Source organism: Chryseobacterium endophyticum (assembly GCF_056333165.1).
Genome location: NZ_JBWGXE010000002.1, coordinates 109,998 through 125,663 on the forward strand (window position 1 = coordinate 109,998; position 15,666 = coordinate 125,663).

Consider the following 15,666-nt stretch of genomic DNA (forward strand, 5'->3'; position numbering starts at 1 on the left):
ATACTGAACAATGAAAAGTTTGAAATGTAGTTTTACCATTGCTGCAATATTTTTTACAGCAGCGGCGGAGGCTCAGGAATTGTCACAGAAAGTGTCATTTTATGCTCCTGCAGGAAAGCCTCTGATCGAAGCACTTGAAGAATTTGCAGGTAAAACAGGAATGAGACTGGCTTATTCTAAGGCAGATATTAAAGAATTAAAAATTAAAACCATAAAATGTGAAAATATCCCTGTCGATCACTGTCTGAATGACATGATCCTCGGTCTTCCGGTGGTTTACCGTCTTCGGGGCGATCTTATTTCACTTAAATATAAATCACAAAATGCTTCTGCCTTCGGAAAGGGAAAAATCTCCGGAAAGATCGTTGATGAGGTGGGAAATCCGGTAATTGGCGCAGAAATCAATATTGCAGGAAGGAAAACCGTGACGGACAACAACGGTGATTTCATCATAGAACTTCCTTCAGGAGTCTATACATTAACGGTAAAGTCGCCCAAATACAACACTTTGCGGGTAGAAAAGCTCTCCGTAAATAATAATGAAACCAATACCGTATCCTTCGCCATGCGCCAGGTTTCAGATAAAATCTCTGATATAAAAGAAGTCGTGATCACAGGGACCCGGAAAGCCGATACACAAGCCGGACTGCTGACCCAACAGAAAAAAGCGGCACAGATGAGCGACGGAATTTCTGCCGAACAGATTTCGAAGACACCGGATAATGACCTGGGAGCAACCCTGAAAAGAGTAACCGGAGTAACAACCATTGATAATAAATACGTAGTTGTACGCTCCATGGGCGAGCGTTGGAATACCGCCGCAATGGATGGCATTAATCTTCCGAGTACGGAAGCTTACAACCAGAATTTCTCCTTCGACATCATTCCGAATGCTATGGTGGAAAGTGTCGTGATCAGCAAAACGGCTACCCCGGATATGAATGCCAGCTTTGCCGGAGGATTCGTGGAAGTGCGCACCAAAGATATTCCCAATGAAGATTTTACCACCATAACATTGGGCACATCTTATAATGATATAGCTACTTTTAAAGAATTTCTGACCCGAAAAAGAGGTAAATACGATTATTTCGGATATGATGACGGTAACAGGGATTTTCCCATGGATCTGGAATTTACCGACTGGAACAACCCTCTGTTTTTTGAACAGTCCAAACGTTTTACCAATGATAATTTTACGAATTACAGGACCAAAGCAGACATGAATTCGAATATGCAGCTGGCACTGGGAAGGAGCTTTAAGCTGAAAAACAATAATAAATGGGGACTCGCCGGAGCGCTCACCATCAGAAATGAGCAAAACAAACTGGATATCGACCACACGGGAAGAGGCGGGTGGCTTGATAATGCAGGATTGGTGAATAACTGGCAGGAATTAGGTGTTCCACCGGTAAAGTTTTTTGATTTTAAAAATAAAGGAGCCTCTTACAGCTACAATTCAACCATCGGGGCCATGCTGAATTTTGGATTGCAGCTGGGGAAAAGCAGATTGTCTTTCAGGAACTCATATACCCATATTTATGACCAGACCCTTACCAGAGTAACAGGATGGAATGAATATACCGGAGGCACCGGGCAGCCGGCCATGGCAGAAGCGTCCTATCATTATTTTTACAATGGCGTAATTCCCAATAATGATCCCTCGCAGCTGGCTTCTTTAGACAGACCGTACACGGATAATACGGATTATCCTGTATACCAGACGCTGCTGCAGAATAAGCTGGAAGGCAGCCACAAAATAAATGATGTTGAAATCAATTGGTTTGCGGCAAGAACAGGAGTCGTATCCGATACGAAGGATTATACCCAATATCAGACTTTCTATGATTTTGTGGGAAGTGAAATTTTAACTTATCATAAAATTTACAATTCAGGCAATAATTTTTCACGAGGATATATTGGAAACAATGAAACAGATTACAATTTCGGAACCTCGGTAAAATGGAAAATGGATGCCGGAGATTTTAAAACGGATGTAAAGGTCGGATATGCCGGAGCCCTGAAAAGCAATACCAACGAGCAGCAGAAGTTCTTCCTGAAAGTTGATGAAAACAGGGATGTTCCCAACAGTGAAAAGAACTACCTGCTGATGTACGGACTGCTTTCCAGTTGGTTTGACGGTTCTCATTATACACAGGGCGGAATAGGATGGCAGACGAAGCCATTATACAAAAATGACAGGTATGAAGGGGAAGTCAGCCAACATGCACCCTACATCATGTTCGATAACAGATGGAAAAATAAATTAAGGCTGGTATGGGGTCTGAGGGCAGAATATTTCAGGTACGATCTGATCTCCCAGCAGCTCGATCCCTCCGATCCGCGAAATGTAAGTAAGGAACCGATCGAGGAAAAACCCTGGCAATGGATGCCTTCTGCAAACTTTACGTACAGCCCGACCAACAAGATCAACCTGAGGCTGGCATACAACAGATCGGTGATCCGGCCGCAGTTTAACGAAAGAACAGGCTTGCCTTATTTCGATCCTGTTGCCAACGGTTTGATTTATAACACTGAAATGACCTCGTCCGTGATCAATAATTATGATTTTAAATTTGAATGGTTCCCTGGGCTTGGCGAAATAATTTCTGCAGGATTATATTACAAAAACATCGACAGGCCGATAGAGCGTGAAGGCTATATATCCAGTGAAGGGAATCTCTTTCTCTACAACGGAAATTCGAAGAATGCAAAACTGAAAGGCTTTGAAGTAGAAGTAAGGAAAAGCCTCGGTTTTATAAGAGAAAATGCATTGCTGCAGCATCTTTTCATCAGCGGAAATTTTACATACAACACCACAAAGGTGATTGCCTTTAAAGACAATTACAAAACAAGCGATACCGATGCCACGTATGAAGTTGAACGCCCTTTATACGGCCAGACCCCTTATGCGTACAATCTGGGATTGTTATATGATGGAGACCGTTTGGGACTCAGCTTTTTATACAATGCCAAAGGCGACCAGTACATTACCGTAGGGTACGCCTACATCGGGGAAGAAATCCAGAGGCCTTATGCGGTGGCTGATGCTCAGATTTCTTATAAATTATTAAGAAACAAAAATTTGGAAGTCAAACTGAATGTCAGGAACCTGTTCAACAGGGTAAAAGAATTTTACAACAACTTCAATTCTTATTCTGTTTTCAAAGGCAGCGGAACTGATTATGAAACCCAGCGGGAAGCTTTGGAACTTCTGCCCGGAGCGACCGATAAATATGATAAAGATATAGACAGGGTATTATTCAGGGCTTATAACGGAAGGACATTCGGGCTAAGCGTGAATTATACTTTCTGAAATAAATGAATTCAAAGGAGAGCTCATGGAAATGTACAGGTTTTTAGATCCTGATATTGAATCGATGATCCTACTGGTGGTGCGCAACACAGTAATGATTCAGCGAGATTAGATGCTGATATTTTCCCGGATATCAGTGATGGAAAACAGGGAAGGCTTCACGGTAGCTCCTCATATCGTGCAGTGTAAAAAAAACAACCAAATCGCAGAAATACAGAGGCGGGTATTTCTAAATATTTAAATACATCAGGCCTGGAAAAATATATAAGGCCTGATCTGTCAAAACTTTTAACAATGAGAAAATTAACTTTAATTGCAGTTACAGCTTTGTCTCTTACAGCTTGTCAGCACGAAACTTTAGCAGATTCTACATCTCCATTCGAAATGCAGTCTGCTTCAGCAGAATATTTAACAGCTTCTTCGCTTCCTGTGACCACAGTAACCGGGGCAATCACTACCAACACAACATGGAGTGGTGTAATCGAGCTTGATGGAATCGTAACCGTAAAAAGCGGGGCTACCCTTACCATCCAGCCTGGAACTTTCATTAAAGCAAAACCAACAGCCAACAACACGGCTACAGGAGTTTTGGTAATTTCAAGAGGAAGTAAGCTTAACGCTCAGGGAACTTCTTCACAGCCGATCATCTTCACGAGCTACAATTTGCTGGATGGTGACGAAAGCACTACAGCAAAACCCGGAGATTTCGGTGGGGTAATTATGCTGGGAGCTGCGCCTACCAACAAACCTACAACTACGGTAATTGAAGGTCTTTCAGGTGTTGATTATCAGTATGGAGGTTCTAATGCTTCTGATAACAGTGGTAGTTTAAAGTATGCCCGTATCGAATTTGCAGGATACGATCTTCTTGCTCCTAATTCAGGAAACGAAATCAACGGATTAACTTTAGGAGGAGTTGGAAGCGGTACTACTTTAGACCATATCCAGGTGGCTTACGGTAAAGACGATTCTTTTGAATTCTTCGGAGGTACGGTAAATGCTTCAAACCTGATATCTTTCGCCGCTGATGACGATAACTTCGATTTCGATTTCGGATATTCGGGAACGATCAACTGTGCGCTGGCTTTGGCAGATCAGAATTCTACCCATAGTCAAAGTGGAGCAAATCCTGATTCTAACGGTATCGAGCTGGATAACGATGGTACAGGTTCTTCTGCATCACCTTTCACTCATCCGGTAATCAATAACCTTACCATTGTGGGTGCAGGTACTTCTTCTTTCGGTGCTTTGTATGAAAATGCAATCCATGTAAGAAGAAACGGGAAACTAACATTAAACAATGCTACGGTTACAGGATATCCTGTCGGGGTATTATTGGAAACGGTAAGTGGTGCTCCTGTGAATCTTTCAGACCTGAACTTTACCAACGTACAGGCTTTCGGATATTCATTCAACTATGCTTCACTGGTAGGTTCCAGCAAAACAGCACTTACAGTTCCCGGAGGTACAGCAACTACGCTTAACGGAGGAATGCCTCAGCCTTTCTTCAATACAGGTACTGTAGATCTTGGATCAAGAAATTGCGGAAATTTCTTTGCTTCATGGACTAAATATAACTTCTCAATAGTGGAATAATTTCACCGCAGGGAGCAGTAGGAAATGACTGCTTCCTGCCTTTTTTTAAATCTGATAAATATTTTCATAATGAAAAAGACAATTTTATTTTCTATCCTGCTTTTGCCACTGCTGGCCTATTCTCAGCTTCCTGTCTGGGTAAATTCTTTCGATACTCCTCAGGATTTACAGGGATGGACTTTCTATGACGGAAACAGCAATAACAATCAATGGCAGCAGGGAAATAATATTTTTTACAACGGAACAGCTTTGGCGTATGGCTCTGCCAGCGTGTTGAGGTATTCTATTAATTTGGTACCGTCCGGTACAGCCGCCAGTTTCTCTACGGAAAACGACTGGATCGTTTCTCCAGAAATAGACTTGACGGAAGCCTCAGGAACCATTACCCTGGCAGCCTACATCGGCAGACAGAGAACCACGCATACCATCGTTGGACGCGATTTGTGGATCTTTGTGAGCACGCCTCAGAAACCAGTACCTACTTTGGCTGATTTTCAGGCAATGACCGTAGACGGAAACGGAAATAATCTATCAAGTCCGTATGCCATTATTGCCGGAAATACCAATAATCCATGGCCTTCCACAGATCTGAACCAGACTGCTGAATCTTTGGTAAATCTTTCCAGTTTCGCAGGAAAGAAAATCTATATCGGATTCTGGTCAAACCGAATTTCAACAGGTCTTAACGTACAGAATATCAACATAGACGAAATAGGAATTTATGCTTCCTCACTCGTATTAGGTACGAAGGAATCCAAAAATCAAAAAAACAGTACGAAAGTAATGGAGAATCCTGTATCAGCTTCTTTACAGCTGCAGCTTAATCCTGCTCTTAAAGAAAGTACAACTACAATAAGCATTTATAATATGGCGGGACAAAAGGTTTTAATGTCGCGATATTCGAAAAATATCAATGTTAACACTTTATCTGCCGGAACTTATCTTGCCACCGTATCGGATGGGAAAACTACTGAAAATCTGAAGTTTATAAAAAAATAACAGTTTCTCACCAGGAGAAAACCATGAAAACTCAAACTAAACATTTCTTACGTAAATTTTTATAATTAGGTAATTGCCCAATGCTTTCGATGTTTTGGGCAGTTTTTCTAAAACAGATGACGAATTAATGATAAATAAGATGAAACACATTCCAGCACTTTTATTATTCACTGTATTTTTTTCATGTACGGATAATAATACTCTTGAGACCTATGATAAAGATCAGATCGCCGCTGAAGTCAATATAAAAGGATTTTCAAAACCGGACATCATCCAGATAAGAATGAACGGCAAACCGGTTTCCATCAACGGAGCATCTTCTTACACCGATAAAATAGAAACCCGGATCAATTTCGTGCTGGATAAAGGTGAATCCGACGAACTCGGAATTTATAATAGTCAGACAGGAAATCAGATTGCCAGGTACTCTATTGATTATGATAATGCCCAGAAGTATAAAAACCTGAATTTTTTTAATCTGCCCGGAATTTTTTTGCAGGCTTATGCCGTAAAGCCATCGGTAAATTTAGGAAAGGTAGGCTTTGAATTTATCTTTCCCAACCTCGGCGAGTTTTCAGGATCCAATGGCGAAGGGGTAAAAGGGATATTGAAAAGAGAAAACGGACTCGTACTTGCCGAATTCGAAAGCATTGGAAAAAAGGATTTTACCAATGTTAAGATTTATAATTATTTCAGCGCCACAGCTCCGGTTTACCTGGAACTCTACAAACCCGGAACAACAGAACCTTACACCGGATCGACCATTATAAAAGCCACCTTAAAGCAGGATATTGGTGCCAACATGATCGTACTTCAGGAAAAAATGGAAAATGGTGTTATGGTCGTGAAAGGTGACATTGATGTAGCTGATTATTTATAAGGATAATGATTTATGAAGGATTTTTTTAAAATTCAGTTTTTGCTTTTAATGCTGGGGTCCGTTTTTGCGGTCTCCTGCAACCGTACTGATGATGACGCACCTGAATTCGAGGAAGGCACTGTGGAATACACGAATCTTTGGATCCGGGACAGTATGCGGCGCTATTACTACTGGGCCGACCAAATGCCTGCAAAGCCCGATTATCATCTTCCTGCAAAAGATTTTTTTAAAAGTTTGCTGTCTCCTCAGGATCGTTTTTCATTCGCTGTCAATACGGCAGATGAGTCTTCTTATCCAAGGTCAGTAAGGAATATGTTCGGTTTCGATTATGCGATTTTGCAGTCAGCCGATGGGAAAGTGCAAACGGTCATCAAACTGGTTTTAAAAAATTCTCCAGCTTCAAATGCCGGGCTGGAACGCGGAATGCTGATTAAAAAAATAAACGGTAAGGAAATTACGGCATCAAACGCAGAACAGCTTGCCGGGGATATTCCCGGACATACCGTTTTGGAGCTTTCGGTCGGAAACTGGCAGAACGGTTCTTTAACCAATGAAAAAGAAATAACGGTATATTACGGTTATACGCTCGATCAGCCTTTGATATCCAAAATATTTGAGCAGAATGGCAAAAAAACAGGATATCTTTATATCTATGATTTTCCGGACGGAATGGCCTCGGCTTTGAATCAGAAGTTTGCAGAGTTTAAATCTTCAGGAATCCAGGAACTTATTCTGGACCTTCGTTACAATTACGGCGGTTCAGTTTCTTCGGCTGCGGCACTGTGTTCGATGATTCCGGCGGGAATTTCTTCGGGCTCACCTTTTATCACTTATAAAGGCAACAAGAATGGAGGCGAAGTACAACGGTCTTTTTCCCAGCAAATTGCCTATGATCCCGGTGCGATGCCTTTCAGTTCGCTGCACGCCCATTCTTTAGGTTTAAATAAAGTATATGTTTTAACCTCAAAAAGCACGGCTTCCGCAGCCGAAATCGTGATCAATAATCTGAAGCCTTATATGGAAGTCATCCAGATCGGGGATGTGACTTTGGGAAAAGATATGGCTGGGTTTTCCATAGAAGACAGGCGGAAACCGAAAAAAATTACCTGGCAGCTTCATCCTGTCATTTACAAAGTTTTTAATGCTGACGGAAACGGTGGTTATGTAAACGGAATCAGTCCGCAATTTACTGTCAATGAATTTAATACACTGCCTTTACTTCCCTTAGGCGATCCGGATGAAACCTTAATTTTCTATGTTCTGGGAAAAATTTATTCCAAACAGGCCAATATGATAATGGATAATAACTATAGTATATTGTTTCAGAGTGACAGTCCGGCAGCAGCATTTTCAAGGTTGAATCTAAACAGATAGTCATGCAGGGAATAGAACAGAAAATTCACACCAGCCTTATCGAACGGATGAAATATTATTCGGATCTAGTAAAAAACTGCGAACATCATTCTTTAATGGATACGAATGATCCACAACTGATAATGACTCAGCTGAATGAGCTTTATGAAGATTATTTAAACAAAAAAAGAAATCTTGAGAAAAGCATAAAAATCTACAGGGAATTCTACCAGGGACAGCAGAAAATCCTGACCCCTAAAATCCGTCAGCTGAAAAGAATCCGCAAATAATCATCACAACGAATTACAGAAAAAGCATGCCTAAGCAAGCTTTTGTATTAAATTATTATTGGTAATCTATTATATTATGATGATACGATCTTATCGGCAACGAAATCAGGTTTCAGGGAAAGGGCAACTCTTTTTCCGGCAGTATCACAAAAATCAAGTCCCGAATAATCCGGATTCAGGCCGGCAATATACGGAACAGCCATAATGAAAAGATTTTCCGTGGTTTTCCCATAATAATCAACCGCCTGAAAAGAATCGTTGATATTCAATCCGTCCACCCTCAGGTAATAATGATCAGGATCCGTTTTGAGGATTTTTGTATGGTCTTTTTCAAATTGCTCCCGTCCCGCATTCGTATCTTTAAATTTCAGATATCCTGAACTGATCAATCCTTCTTCACGCAAAGTTTTGAAAGGAATATCATTAAAATTGACGGGTTGCTGACCGATAGCGTCAACATACATTTTGTAGTGATCGGATTTTTTGTCACCGGTATGAGAATCGGTGTAATGGTATAGAACGCCTTCATCATCAGGTTCCACATAACTTTCGTCATCCACGCTTACAAGGCTGATCAATCCCTTATTGTACAAGGCAATAATTTCCCGGTAAGAAGATTGAGGAAGAGAAGCAATGATCACAGAAATCAAAGGAAGCAAAGTTTTTCGCATCCGGATCATATCTTCTGCGGCAAAGTGTTTCGCAGGATAATTTATGGCATAGCTAAAAGCGGCAAGCGTTTCTTTCCAGGCGATGGTCTGGTGTCTTTCGATTGATTTTTGTGCTTCGTAATATTCTGCTTTGAAAAGCTCAAAACTGTCGAGCTCCTCCCGAATGCTGAGCATTTTTTTTACAAATTCTTCAATGCTGAGGTCTTTGATCTCCTGGTAGAATTTTTCATTTTTCTTACGCAGGGGTTGCTTAAAATTTCGCTCGAATACGTAATCCAGATCTACAAAGCCGCCATGGTTTTTTTTATAATCATAAATTTCTTCCTGAGACATAATCCAGCCTTCTGAAAAAGCACTTCCTTCCGAGTGGAAACGTAGCGCGGGAAGATATCCTCTTTTTGAAAACAAAGTGAGTGAGAAATCACGGCTTTCTTCGTTTAATGTATACAAAATTTGATGATCGTTTTCAGTGAATTTCCCGTTGAGACGCGCCAGGGTTTTGATGGCATCTACGGCGGTCAGCGAAGTACCGCGTATCGCTACGGAATAATTGGTGGGACCGGAGAATTTTGAGGGCGGATAAGGAGAATCATACCAGCCTTGTACATGCTGTTCATATTTTTTTGGCCAGTGATGTCCCGTGCATAAGATCGTTGCGGAGCATTCGTAGACTTCATCATGATCGGTAACAATTTCAAATGAATCTCCTTTTTTGCGGATATCGGTAACTGTAGTCTCTGTACATACTTTTACGTGGATTCCCATTTTACCTGCGTTTCTGATCAGTATTTTAAATTGTTCCTCCATGTAATCGCCCAGTATAAGCCTGGGAATTACTTTATATTCATTAATGTTATGATAATCAGAAAATTCGGCGTGATGAGGATAAGGTTTTCTTTTGATAAAGGATGAAAAACTTTCGGGCAGCTCAGGAAGTTCATTGGATGAAACATTGGCCACATGCTCGTCGGAAGCTCCTTCGTGGCTGTAAGGCATTCCTGCTCCAAGCCGCTTGCCCTTCTCAAAAATATACAAATTTTGCGGGATAACGTTTTCTGAAAGAAGATGTTTTACAACAAATAATGCTGCAGGCCCACCCCCAACAATTCCGATACTGTCGATTTTTTCCATATCTATACTTCGATTTTTTGCAGTGATTGCTGTATAAAACCGGCTATAGCGAAATAATTAAACCGGTTTATGACCACAGTCATGATATTGTCTTCAAAGCGTATGCCAGCACCCCAATATGCTGATTTCTGTGGTACTTATTGTAGGAAGTCTGTTATATATTCAGATTTAATCTTAAATAATTTCATCACATCGTACGTGCAAATTCTTCCGCAAATAGTCTGACCTGAAGAGGCCTTTTCTTTTTATCAACTTCCAGTCTGTTGTAAAATCCTGTTTTTACGATTACCATTTTCTTTTCCGGGATCATGATGATAAACTGTCCCAGGAAGCCGTAAAAAAAGCGGTATTTCAAGGGCGTTTCATCATCTGCCCATATCGTAAAGCAGAAGGCGTCATTCACTTTTGTGGGAGTAAGCATTCTCTTGCAGTAATCTTCGCTGATGAGTTGCCTGCCTTTCCAGGAGCCGTTCTGCATAATAAGTTGTCCGATCTTTGCAAAATCTCTCGGAGTGGCATGAATACAGCAGAAAGCTTTCTCAATTCCCTTTTTGTCGATGCTCCATGTGGCAGGAAATTCCATCCCAAGCGGCTGCCATATTTTTTCAGACAGATAAGTAGCCAGATCTTTCCCGGTTACTTTTCTTAATGCCAGGCCTAAGAGTTGTGCGGCAACACTTTGATATTCATAATTTTCACCGGGCATTTCTTTAAAATCGATTTCAAAAGCCTGCTTCTCAAGATCTTCGACGAAGTATTGCTTAGAATTTTCAGAAAAAGGGTGGTGGTATTCTTCTTTCCAGTCAAGGCCCGTCTGCATCGTCATTAAGTGGTGTAAGGTGAGGTGCTTTCCATAAAAACTATTTTTATAGTGTGGAAATATGGATGAGAGCAGCTGGTGTTCAGACTGCAGATAACCGTCGTCGATGGCGCATCCGACCAGTATCGACAGCATGCCTTTAGCCATTGAAAAAGAATTCATCTGCGAAGAAGAATGGTGATCTTTCCAATATTCTTCGTGAATTAATTTGTAGTCTCGAATAACAATAAGCGAAGATGCTCTTGTTTTTTTGAGCTCTTTAACAATAGTTTCAGAAAGTCTGTTTGAATTATAATCAGCTGATTTTTGCCACGGATCAGGATTGAGGTTAGGAATGCTTCTTGAAGAAAATTTTTCTGCATCGTCACCGGAAGGCGTTAAGGGACCTTTTTTCATGTTCAGCGCAAAAGCTTTAAATATAAAATCATAGCCGGACAGATAGATAGCAGCCACAAGAGCCGAAGTGGTGATTACAAATGCAGACAATACTTTTTTCATAATTATAAAGTGAAAAGCGATCTTTGGTTACGGTACAGATGGCTTTTATCCTTATTCAAAGCCTATGCCGTTGGTTTTATCAACTATGAATTTTAGAAATGTGAATGATTCAATAAAGTATTGAAATGAAGATCGAATCGGAGGTGCCCTTAGAAGACAAAGGATGATTATAATTTTGACATTCTCAACGATAAATGCTTATTGCTTTATTATTTTTTCGATATTCGACTTTGCCATGCGTAAGGCTTCTTCAGCTTCCTCGTAAAGAACTTTCATGGAGATCTGGAAGCCGTTGCTCATAAAATAAGTAACCTTGCTTTCCGTGTCAAAACTCAGAAAATTAATTTGTTCAGCATTGATAATAAGAGGAAAACCTAAAACCTTTGCACCGTCCACAGAGTTGGGTTTACCGATCCTGATGATGACTGAGGCTTTAATATAAATTAATCCCTCTTGAGTCGTCTTTATGGTGTAAGCCACTTTTTATTTTTTGCTAAAATACTAAAACATCAGATAAAGACGGGGGAATGTGGTATGTGATATAAATTAAGAATTATTTATACATAAATTTTATAATAGATAATTTTTTTAAACCAATTAAGTTTAACCAATACATTTTCATGGCTTTTTTAGCGCTCTGTACTGATTGGGAGACATCGCGTTGGCCGATTTAAAATACTTGCCAAAATGTGAATTATCTGTAAATCCAAGTTCGTAAGAAATTTCCGTTACCGATAAAGTAGTGTGGAGCAGAAGTCTTTCCGCTTCAAGGATCACCCTGTTTCTGATGTAATTTCCGGCACTCATGGCAAGCTGATCTTTTACCAATGTATTCAGATAATTGGGCGTGAGGTTCAGCTTTTCAGCGTACGGCGCTGTGGTCTTAAATTCTTTATAAAACAGGTTGACAAGTTCTGAGAATTTTTCTACGGTTTCCTTTTTGTGATCGGCCGGTGCGGGAAGTTCATTTTGCCCGGCTGAAGCTCTGATGAACTGCAATATGAATATTTTCAGCTGCATGCAAATGATTTCCTTGCCATACAGCCTGTTTCCTGAATATTCCTTTTTAATGTTTTGTAAACTCTCATGGAATTCCTTTTTAAACGAAGCATTCATTTCGGTAATCGGTGGCAGATCTGCCAAGGCCGTGTCACTGCGAATAAGTTTATTTCCCGTATAGATATAATTGTAGAAAGATTTGGTAAACAAAATGGCGTACCCTTCAGGTTCGGAAGACGGATTAAAATAATACACCTGATTGTAATTTAAGAAAAGCATCTGGTTTTCACCCAGTTCATAAAGCTGGTTATCGATCACTACGGATCCCGATGCTTCTTTGAACATAAAGATTCCGTAAAACCGGTTTCGCCAGTGTTTTTTCAGATCAAATCTGGTGAACAATTCTGCAACAGGCCCAATCAACAGGTCGTTTTTCAGGCGATGTTTTTTTTCCAGATGGTGCAGCTGCAGTGTTTTAATGTTCTGTTTCAAAATATAAGGCTTTCCGTTATCATCTAAATATATAAAAAATACCGCAAATCTCTTCTGCGGTATTTTAGTCTTGTTTAAATTTTAACGTGCTGCTTTTTCGGGGATTTTTTTCATTTTGCCTGTATTGATGACCTTTTTATCCACATAATCAGAATTCATCGCCCGCAGTACGGCAAGATAGCTTACCCCGAAGTCAAGCTCGTCGCCCACATTTACCTCTTTATTTTCATCGGTAATATTTAAAATCATCATGTCTGAGCTGGCTCCCAGGATTTCAATACCTTCACCAAGAGGGTAGACCTGTTTTACATCGATGTCTAAAACCCCAAGATCCACAATTGCCCTGCATGACGTTTTACCCCTGTCATTCTGGTCATATTCCGGACTTTCACCCGTAAGGTTTTTACCTACTTTTCCTGTGGGGACCATCGGTTTTTCATTGACTTCGATCACTTCGGCCGTTAGGGCAAAAACATCACGGTGCATTCCTGTAATATAATGATCATTAAATACATCGGTTCCGAAAAACAGGCTTTCACCCACCCTGAAATGGTTGATTCCTTCAGGAACATTCCCGTCTTTTAGCAGCGGAATGGTAACGGAAGACCCGGCGCTGATATACGGAATTTTCTTTTTAAAATGAACCTCGGCATCCCGTCTGTATCGGATGAGGCTGTTGAGCTTTTCACGGTCAGGAAGGATCCCGTTAAGGCATTTCAGGTTGGTTCCGATTCCTGAAACCTCGATGTTGGGAAGCTTGATGACTTCAGCATAAAAATCAATCAGTGAGTCGGCCATGATTCCTTCACGCAGCTCGCCCATTTCGATCATGATAACGATTCGGTGAGTTATGTCTTGTTTAAAAGCTTCTTCCGATAATACTTTTATGGTTTCTATTTCAGAATTGAAGCTGACATCGGCATATTTCACAATGCTTGCTGCAAGACGTTTTGCAGGAGGTTTGATATAGACCGTTTTGGTTTCCGGCGACAGCGCTTTGATCTTTTTCAGGTTGCTGAGACGCGAATCGCAGACATCATTGTCGATCACGGAGAGGAGGCTTTTCAGAAAGATCTCATTTCCGCAGAGAAGTTTGGCAACGACGGCCCATTCAATATCGTGGCGGTCGAAAAGCTGGTTGAGAAAATTATAATTATGGGTTAGTTTTTGTTTATTTAAAGTGATATAAGACATATTATTTTTTTAATCGCATTTCAAGATATTTGGTTTTGAATCCCAGCTTTTCGTAAAGATGACGGGCCGGGTTTTCACTTTCGCAGTGGAGTGCGATATCTCCTTCTGCGGTTTCAATTACTTTTTCCATGATATTTTTTCCGATTCCCTGGCCTCTGGCCTGTTTGTCGGTGGCAATGTAAACCAGTATGTTCTCAGGAATATATCCGCTCATCCCTGTTTTATTGACTACACAGACACCTTTTAATTCCTGTGTATGCTGATCTTTGGCTGTTACGATAAGTCCACCGGGTTTACTGTCTTTTCCCAGGGCATAGTCAATGGCTTTTATAATATCAGACTGGTCATCTCCGTATTGCTCGAGATGTTCAAAAAGAAATCCGGAAATTTTTTTAATATCGGTGGTTTCGTTTGATGGTTTTGGTTTGTATATTTCTATTGTTATCATATTTATTCTGTTATCCCGGAAAGGGTAGGGTAATATCATATCCGCTGGGTTCCGGGTCCTGCGGTGTGGCTTCATCATCCTTAAAAAAGAGCAAAGGAACAGAAGTGTTGTTTATGATCTGTTTAAAGAAATTCTCTGCGAAGAAAGATTTCCAGCCCTCTTCGTCCTGATAATTCAGAATGATCAGATCAAATTTATCATCTTTAGAGGCTTTTGAAATTTCAACGGCCTTGTGATGATTGCTTACCACGAAAGAAGAATGGTGCATGGCTTCGTCTCCGCGCAGAGATTCCCTGGCTTTGATGAAAGCCTTCCGTACATCGCGGAAATGTTCATTGTCTGAAATGCCGAGAAGACCTATAAATCCCTTATTTTTTTCTGCAATAAGCTTTGAAATCTGAAGTTTTTCATCAAGCTTATTGGTAACCCTTACCGGAACGAGGATTTTTTCAAAAGTATACTGATGAGAATCTTCAGGCATGAGAAGAACAGAGCACTTGACCCCTGTAAGTATCTGATACGATGATGATCCCAAAATGAGCTCCCGAAGGCCTTGTTTTCCGGATGTGCCGGCAATGACAAGATCAACCGATTCGCTATCTATGATTTTGTTGATGCTGTTGACGATAGAGTCGTTGCCAATGATTTTGATAAAACTGACATCATGATATTTTACCTGAAGATTATCTTTCATCAGGCGCAGGCTGTTTTCCGCTTCCTTGTAATGTTTGCTTACGGTTTCTTCTCCTACCATCTGCCTTCCTGTTCTGTCGATGACATAAAAATGGGTCAGATTATGGAAAAGGATGACCCGTGCGTGGTGACGTCTGGCCATATGAACGGCAAGCAGTACTGCGCTGTCTGCTTTTTCACTGAAATCTACAGCAACGAGTATTGTTTTAATTCTGATCTGTTTTTCCATATCATTGTGATTTAGAATACAAAATTACGGACAACCCATAACTTTTCGTGTCACAAATCA

General features: G+C 40.6%; 13 protein-coding genes. 6 read left to right on the top strand and 7 right to left on the bottom strand.

All coding sequences use genetic code 11. The features are described from left to right. The first annotated feature begins 10 nt into the window (after nucleotides 1-10). From AC0N32_RS04995 to AC0N32_RS05020, 6 genes are all read left to right on the top strand, one after another. Nucleotides 11-3,313, top strand: coding sequence for a TonB-dependent receptor (locus AC0N32_RS04995; protein ID WP_476392760.1), 3,303 nt, complete (start codon nucleotides 11-13; stop codon nucleotides 3,311-3,313). 294 nt (nucleotides 3,314-3,607) lie between these two features. Beyond that, a complete protein-coding gene (locus AC0N32_RS05000) occupies nucleotides 3,608-4,909 on the top strand; it encodes a hypothetical protein (protein WP_476392761.1) in 1,302 nt (433 codons plus the stop codon). Between the two features lie 69 nt (nucleotides 4,910-4,978). Further along, entirely contained in the window at nucleotides 4,979-5,908 is a 930-nt protein-coding gene (locus tag AC0N32_RS05005) for a T9SS type A sorting domain-containing protein (protein ID WP_476392762.1), read from the top strand. A 139-nt stretch (nucleotides 5,909-6,047) separates the two neighbouring features. Continuing rightward, the gene (locus AC0N32_RS05010; protein ID WP_476392763.1) at nucleotides 6,048-6,788 is read left to right on the top strand and encodes a hypothetical protein; all 741 of its coding nucleotides are present in this window, start codon (nucleotides 6,048-6,050) and stop codon (nucleotides 6,786-6,788) included. A 12-nt stretch (nucleotides 6,789-6,800) separates the two neighbouring features. After that, nucleotides 6,801-8,162: a S41 family peptidase gene (locus AC0N32_RS05015; protein ID WP_476392764.1), complete on the top strand. Its 1,362-nt coding sequence runs from the start codon at nucleotides 6,801-6,803 to the stop codon at nucleotides 8,160-8,162. A gap of 2 nt (nucleotides 8,163-8,164) precedes the next feature. Beyond that, entirely contained in the window at nucleotides 8,165-8,431 is a 267-nt protein-coding gene (locus tag AC0N32_RS05020) for a hypothetical protein (protein WP_476392765.1), read from the top strand. Between the two features lie 74 nt (nucleotides 8,432-8,505). Here the strand turns inward: AC0N32_RS05020 and AC0N32_RS05025 are convergent, their stop codons facing one another. The 7 genes from AC0N32_RS05025 to AC0N32_RS05055 form a co-directional block, all read right to left on the bottom strand. Next, nucleotides 8,506-10,233: an FAD/NAD(P)-binding protein gene (locus AC0N32_RS05025; protein WP_476392766.1), complete on the bottom strand. Its 1,728-nt coding sequence runs from the start codon at nucleotides 10,231-10,233 to the stop codon at nucleotides 8,506-8,508. A 187-nt stretch (nucleotides 10,234-10,420) separates the two neighbouring features. After that, nucleotides 10,421-11,551: a serine hydrolase domain-containing protein gene (locus tag AC0N32_RS05030; RefSeq protein ID WP_476392767.1), complete on the bottom strand. Its 1,131-nt coding sequence runs from the start codon at nucleotides 11,549-11,551 to the stop codon at nucleotides 10,421-10,423. Between the two features lie 198 nt (nucleotides 11,552-11,749). Further along, nucleotides 11,750-12,031 (bottom strand): hypothetical protein, encoded by a 282-nt coding sequence (locus tag AC0N32_RS05035; RefSeq protein WP_476392768.1) that lies wholly within the window; start codon nucleotides 12,029-12,031, stop codon nucleotides 11,750-11,752. Between the two features lie 138 nt (nucleotides 12,032-12,169). After that, a complete protein-coding gene (locus tag AC0N32_RS05040) occupies nucleotides 12,170-13,042 on the bottom strand; it encodes a helix-turn-helix domain-containing protein (RefSeq protein ID WP_476392769.1) in 873 nt (290 codons plus the stop codon). A gap of 81 nt (nucleotides 13,043-13,123) precedes the next feature. Continuing rightward, nucleotides 13,124-14,236, bottom strand: coding sequence for an alanine racemase (locus AC0N32_RS05045; RefSeq protein ID WP_476392770.1), 1,113 nt, complete (start codon nucleotides 14,234-14,236; stop codon nucleotides 13,124-13,126). A gap of 1 nt (nucleotide 14,237) precedes the next feature. Beyond that, nucleotides 14,238-14,684: a GNAT family N-acetyltransferase gene (locus tag AC0N32_RS05050; protein ID WP_476392771.1), complete on the bottom strand. Its 447-nt coding sequence runs from the start codon at nucleotides 14,682-14,684 to the stop codon at nucleotides 14,238-14,240. Between the two features lie 10 nt (nucleotides 14,685-14,694). After that, nucleotides 14,695-15,606 carry a universal stress protein gene (locus AC0N32_RS05055; RefSeq protein WP_476392772.1) on the bottom strand — a complete coding sequence of 304 codons (912 nt, stop codon included), beginning with the start codon at nucleotides 15,604-15,606 and terminating at the stop codon, nucleotides 14,695-14,697. Between the last annotated feature and the right edge of the window lie 60 nt (nucleotides 15,607-15,666).

Coding starts and splice junctions, on each gene's coding strand:
- AC0N32_RS05015 (WP_476392764.1), top strand. CDS start 6,801: ATGAAGGATTTTTTTAAAATTCAGTTTTTGCTTTTAATGCTGGGGTCC.
- AC0N32_RS05050 (WP_476392771.1), bottom strand. CDS start 14,684: ATGATAACAATAGAAATATACAAACCAAAACCATCAAACGAAACCACC.
- AC0N32_RS05025 (WP_476392766.1), bottom strand. CDS start 10,233: ATGGAAAAAATCGACAGTATCGGAATTGTTGGGGGTGGGCCTGCAGCA.
- AC0N32_RS05020 (WP_476392765.1), top strand. CDS start 8,165: ATGCAGGGAATAGAACAGAAAATTCACACCAGCCTTATCGAACGGATG.
- AC0N32_RS05055 (WP_476392772.1), bottom strand. CDS start 15,606: ATGGAAAAACAGATCAGAATTAAAACAATACTCGTTGCTGTAGATTTC.
- AC0N32_RS05045 (WP_476392770.1), bottom strand. CDS start 14,236: ATGTCTTATATCACTTTAAATAAACAAAAACTAACCCATAATTATAAT.
- AC0N32_RS04995 (WP_476392760.1), top strand. CDS start 11: ATGAAAAGTTTGAAATGTAGTTTTACCATTGCTGCAATATTTTTTACA.
- AC0N32_RS05010 (WP_476392763.1), top strand. CDS start 6,048: ATGAAACACATTCCAGCACTTTTATTATTCACTGTATTTTTTTCATGT.
- AC0N32_RS05030 (WP_476392767.1), bottom strand. CDS start 11,551: ATGAAAAAAGTATTGTCTGCATTTGTAATCACCACTTCGGCTCTTGTG.
- AC0N32_RS05005 (WP_476392762.1), top strand. CDS start 4,979: ATGAAAAAGACAATTTTATTTTCTATCCTGCTTTTGCCACTGCTGGCC.
- AC0N32_RS05000 (WP_476392761.1), top strand. CDS start 3,608: ATGAGAAAATTAACTTTAATTGCAGTTACAGCTTTGTCTCTTACAGCT.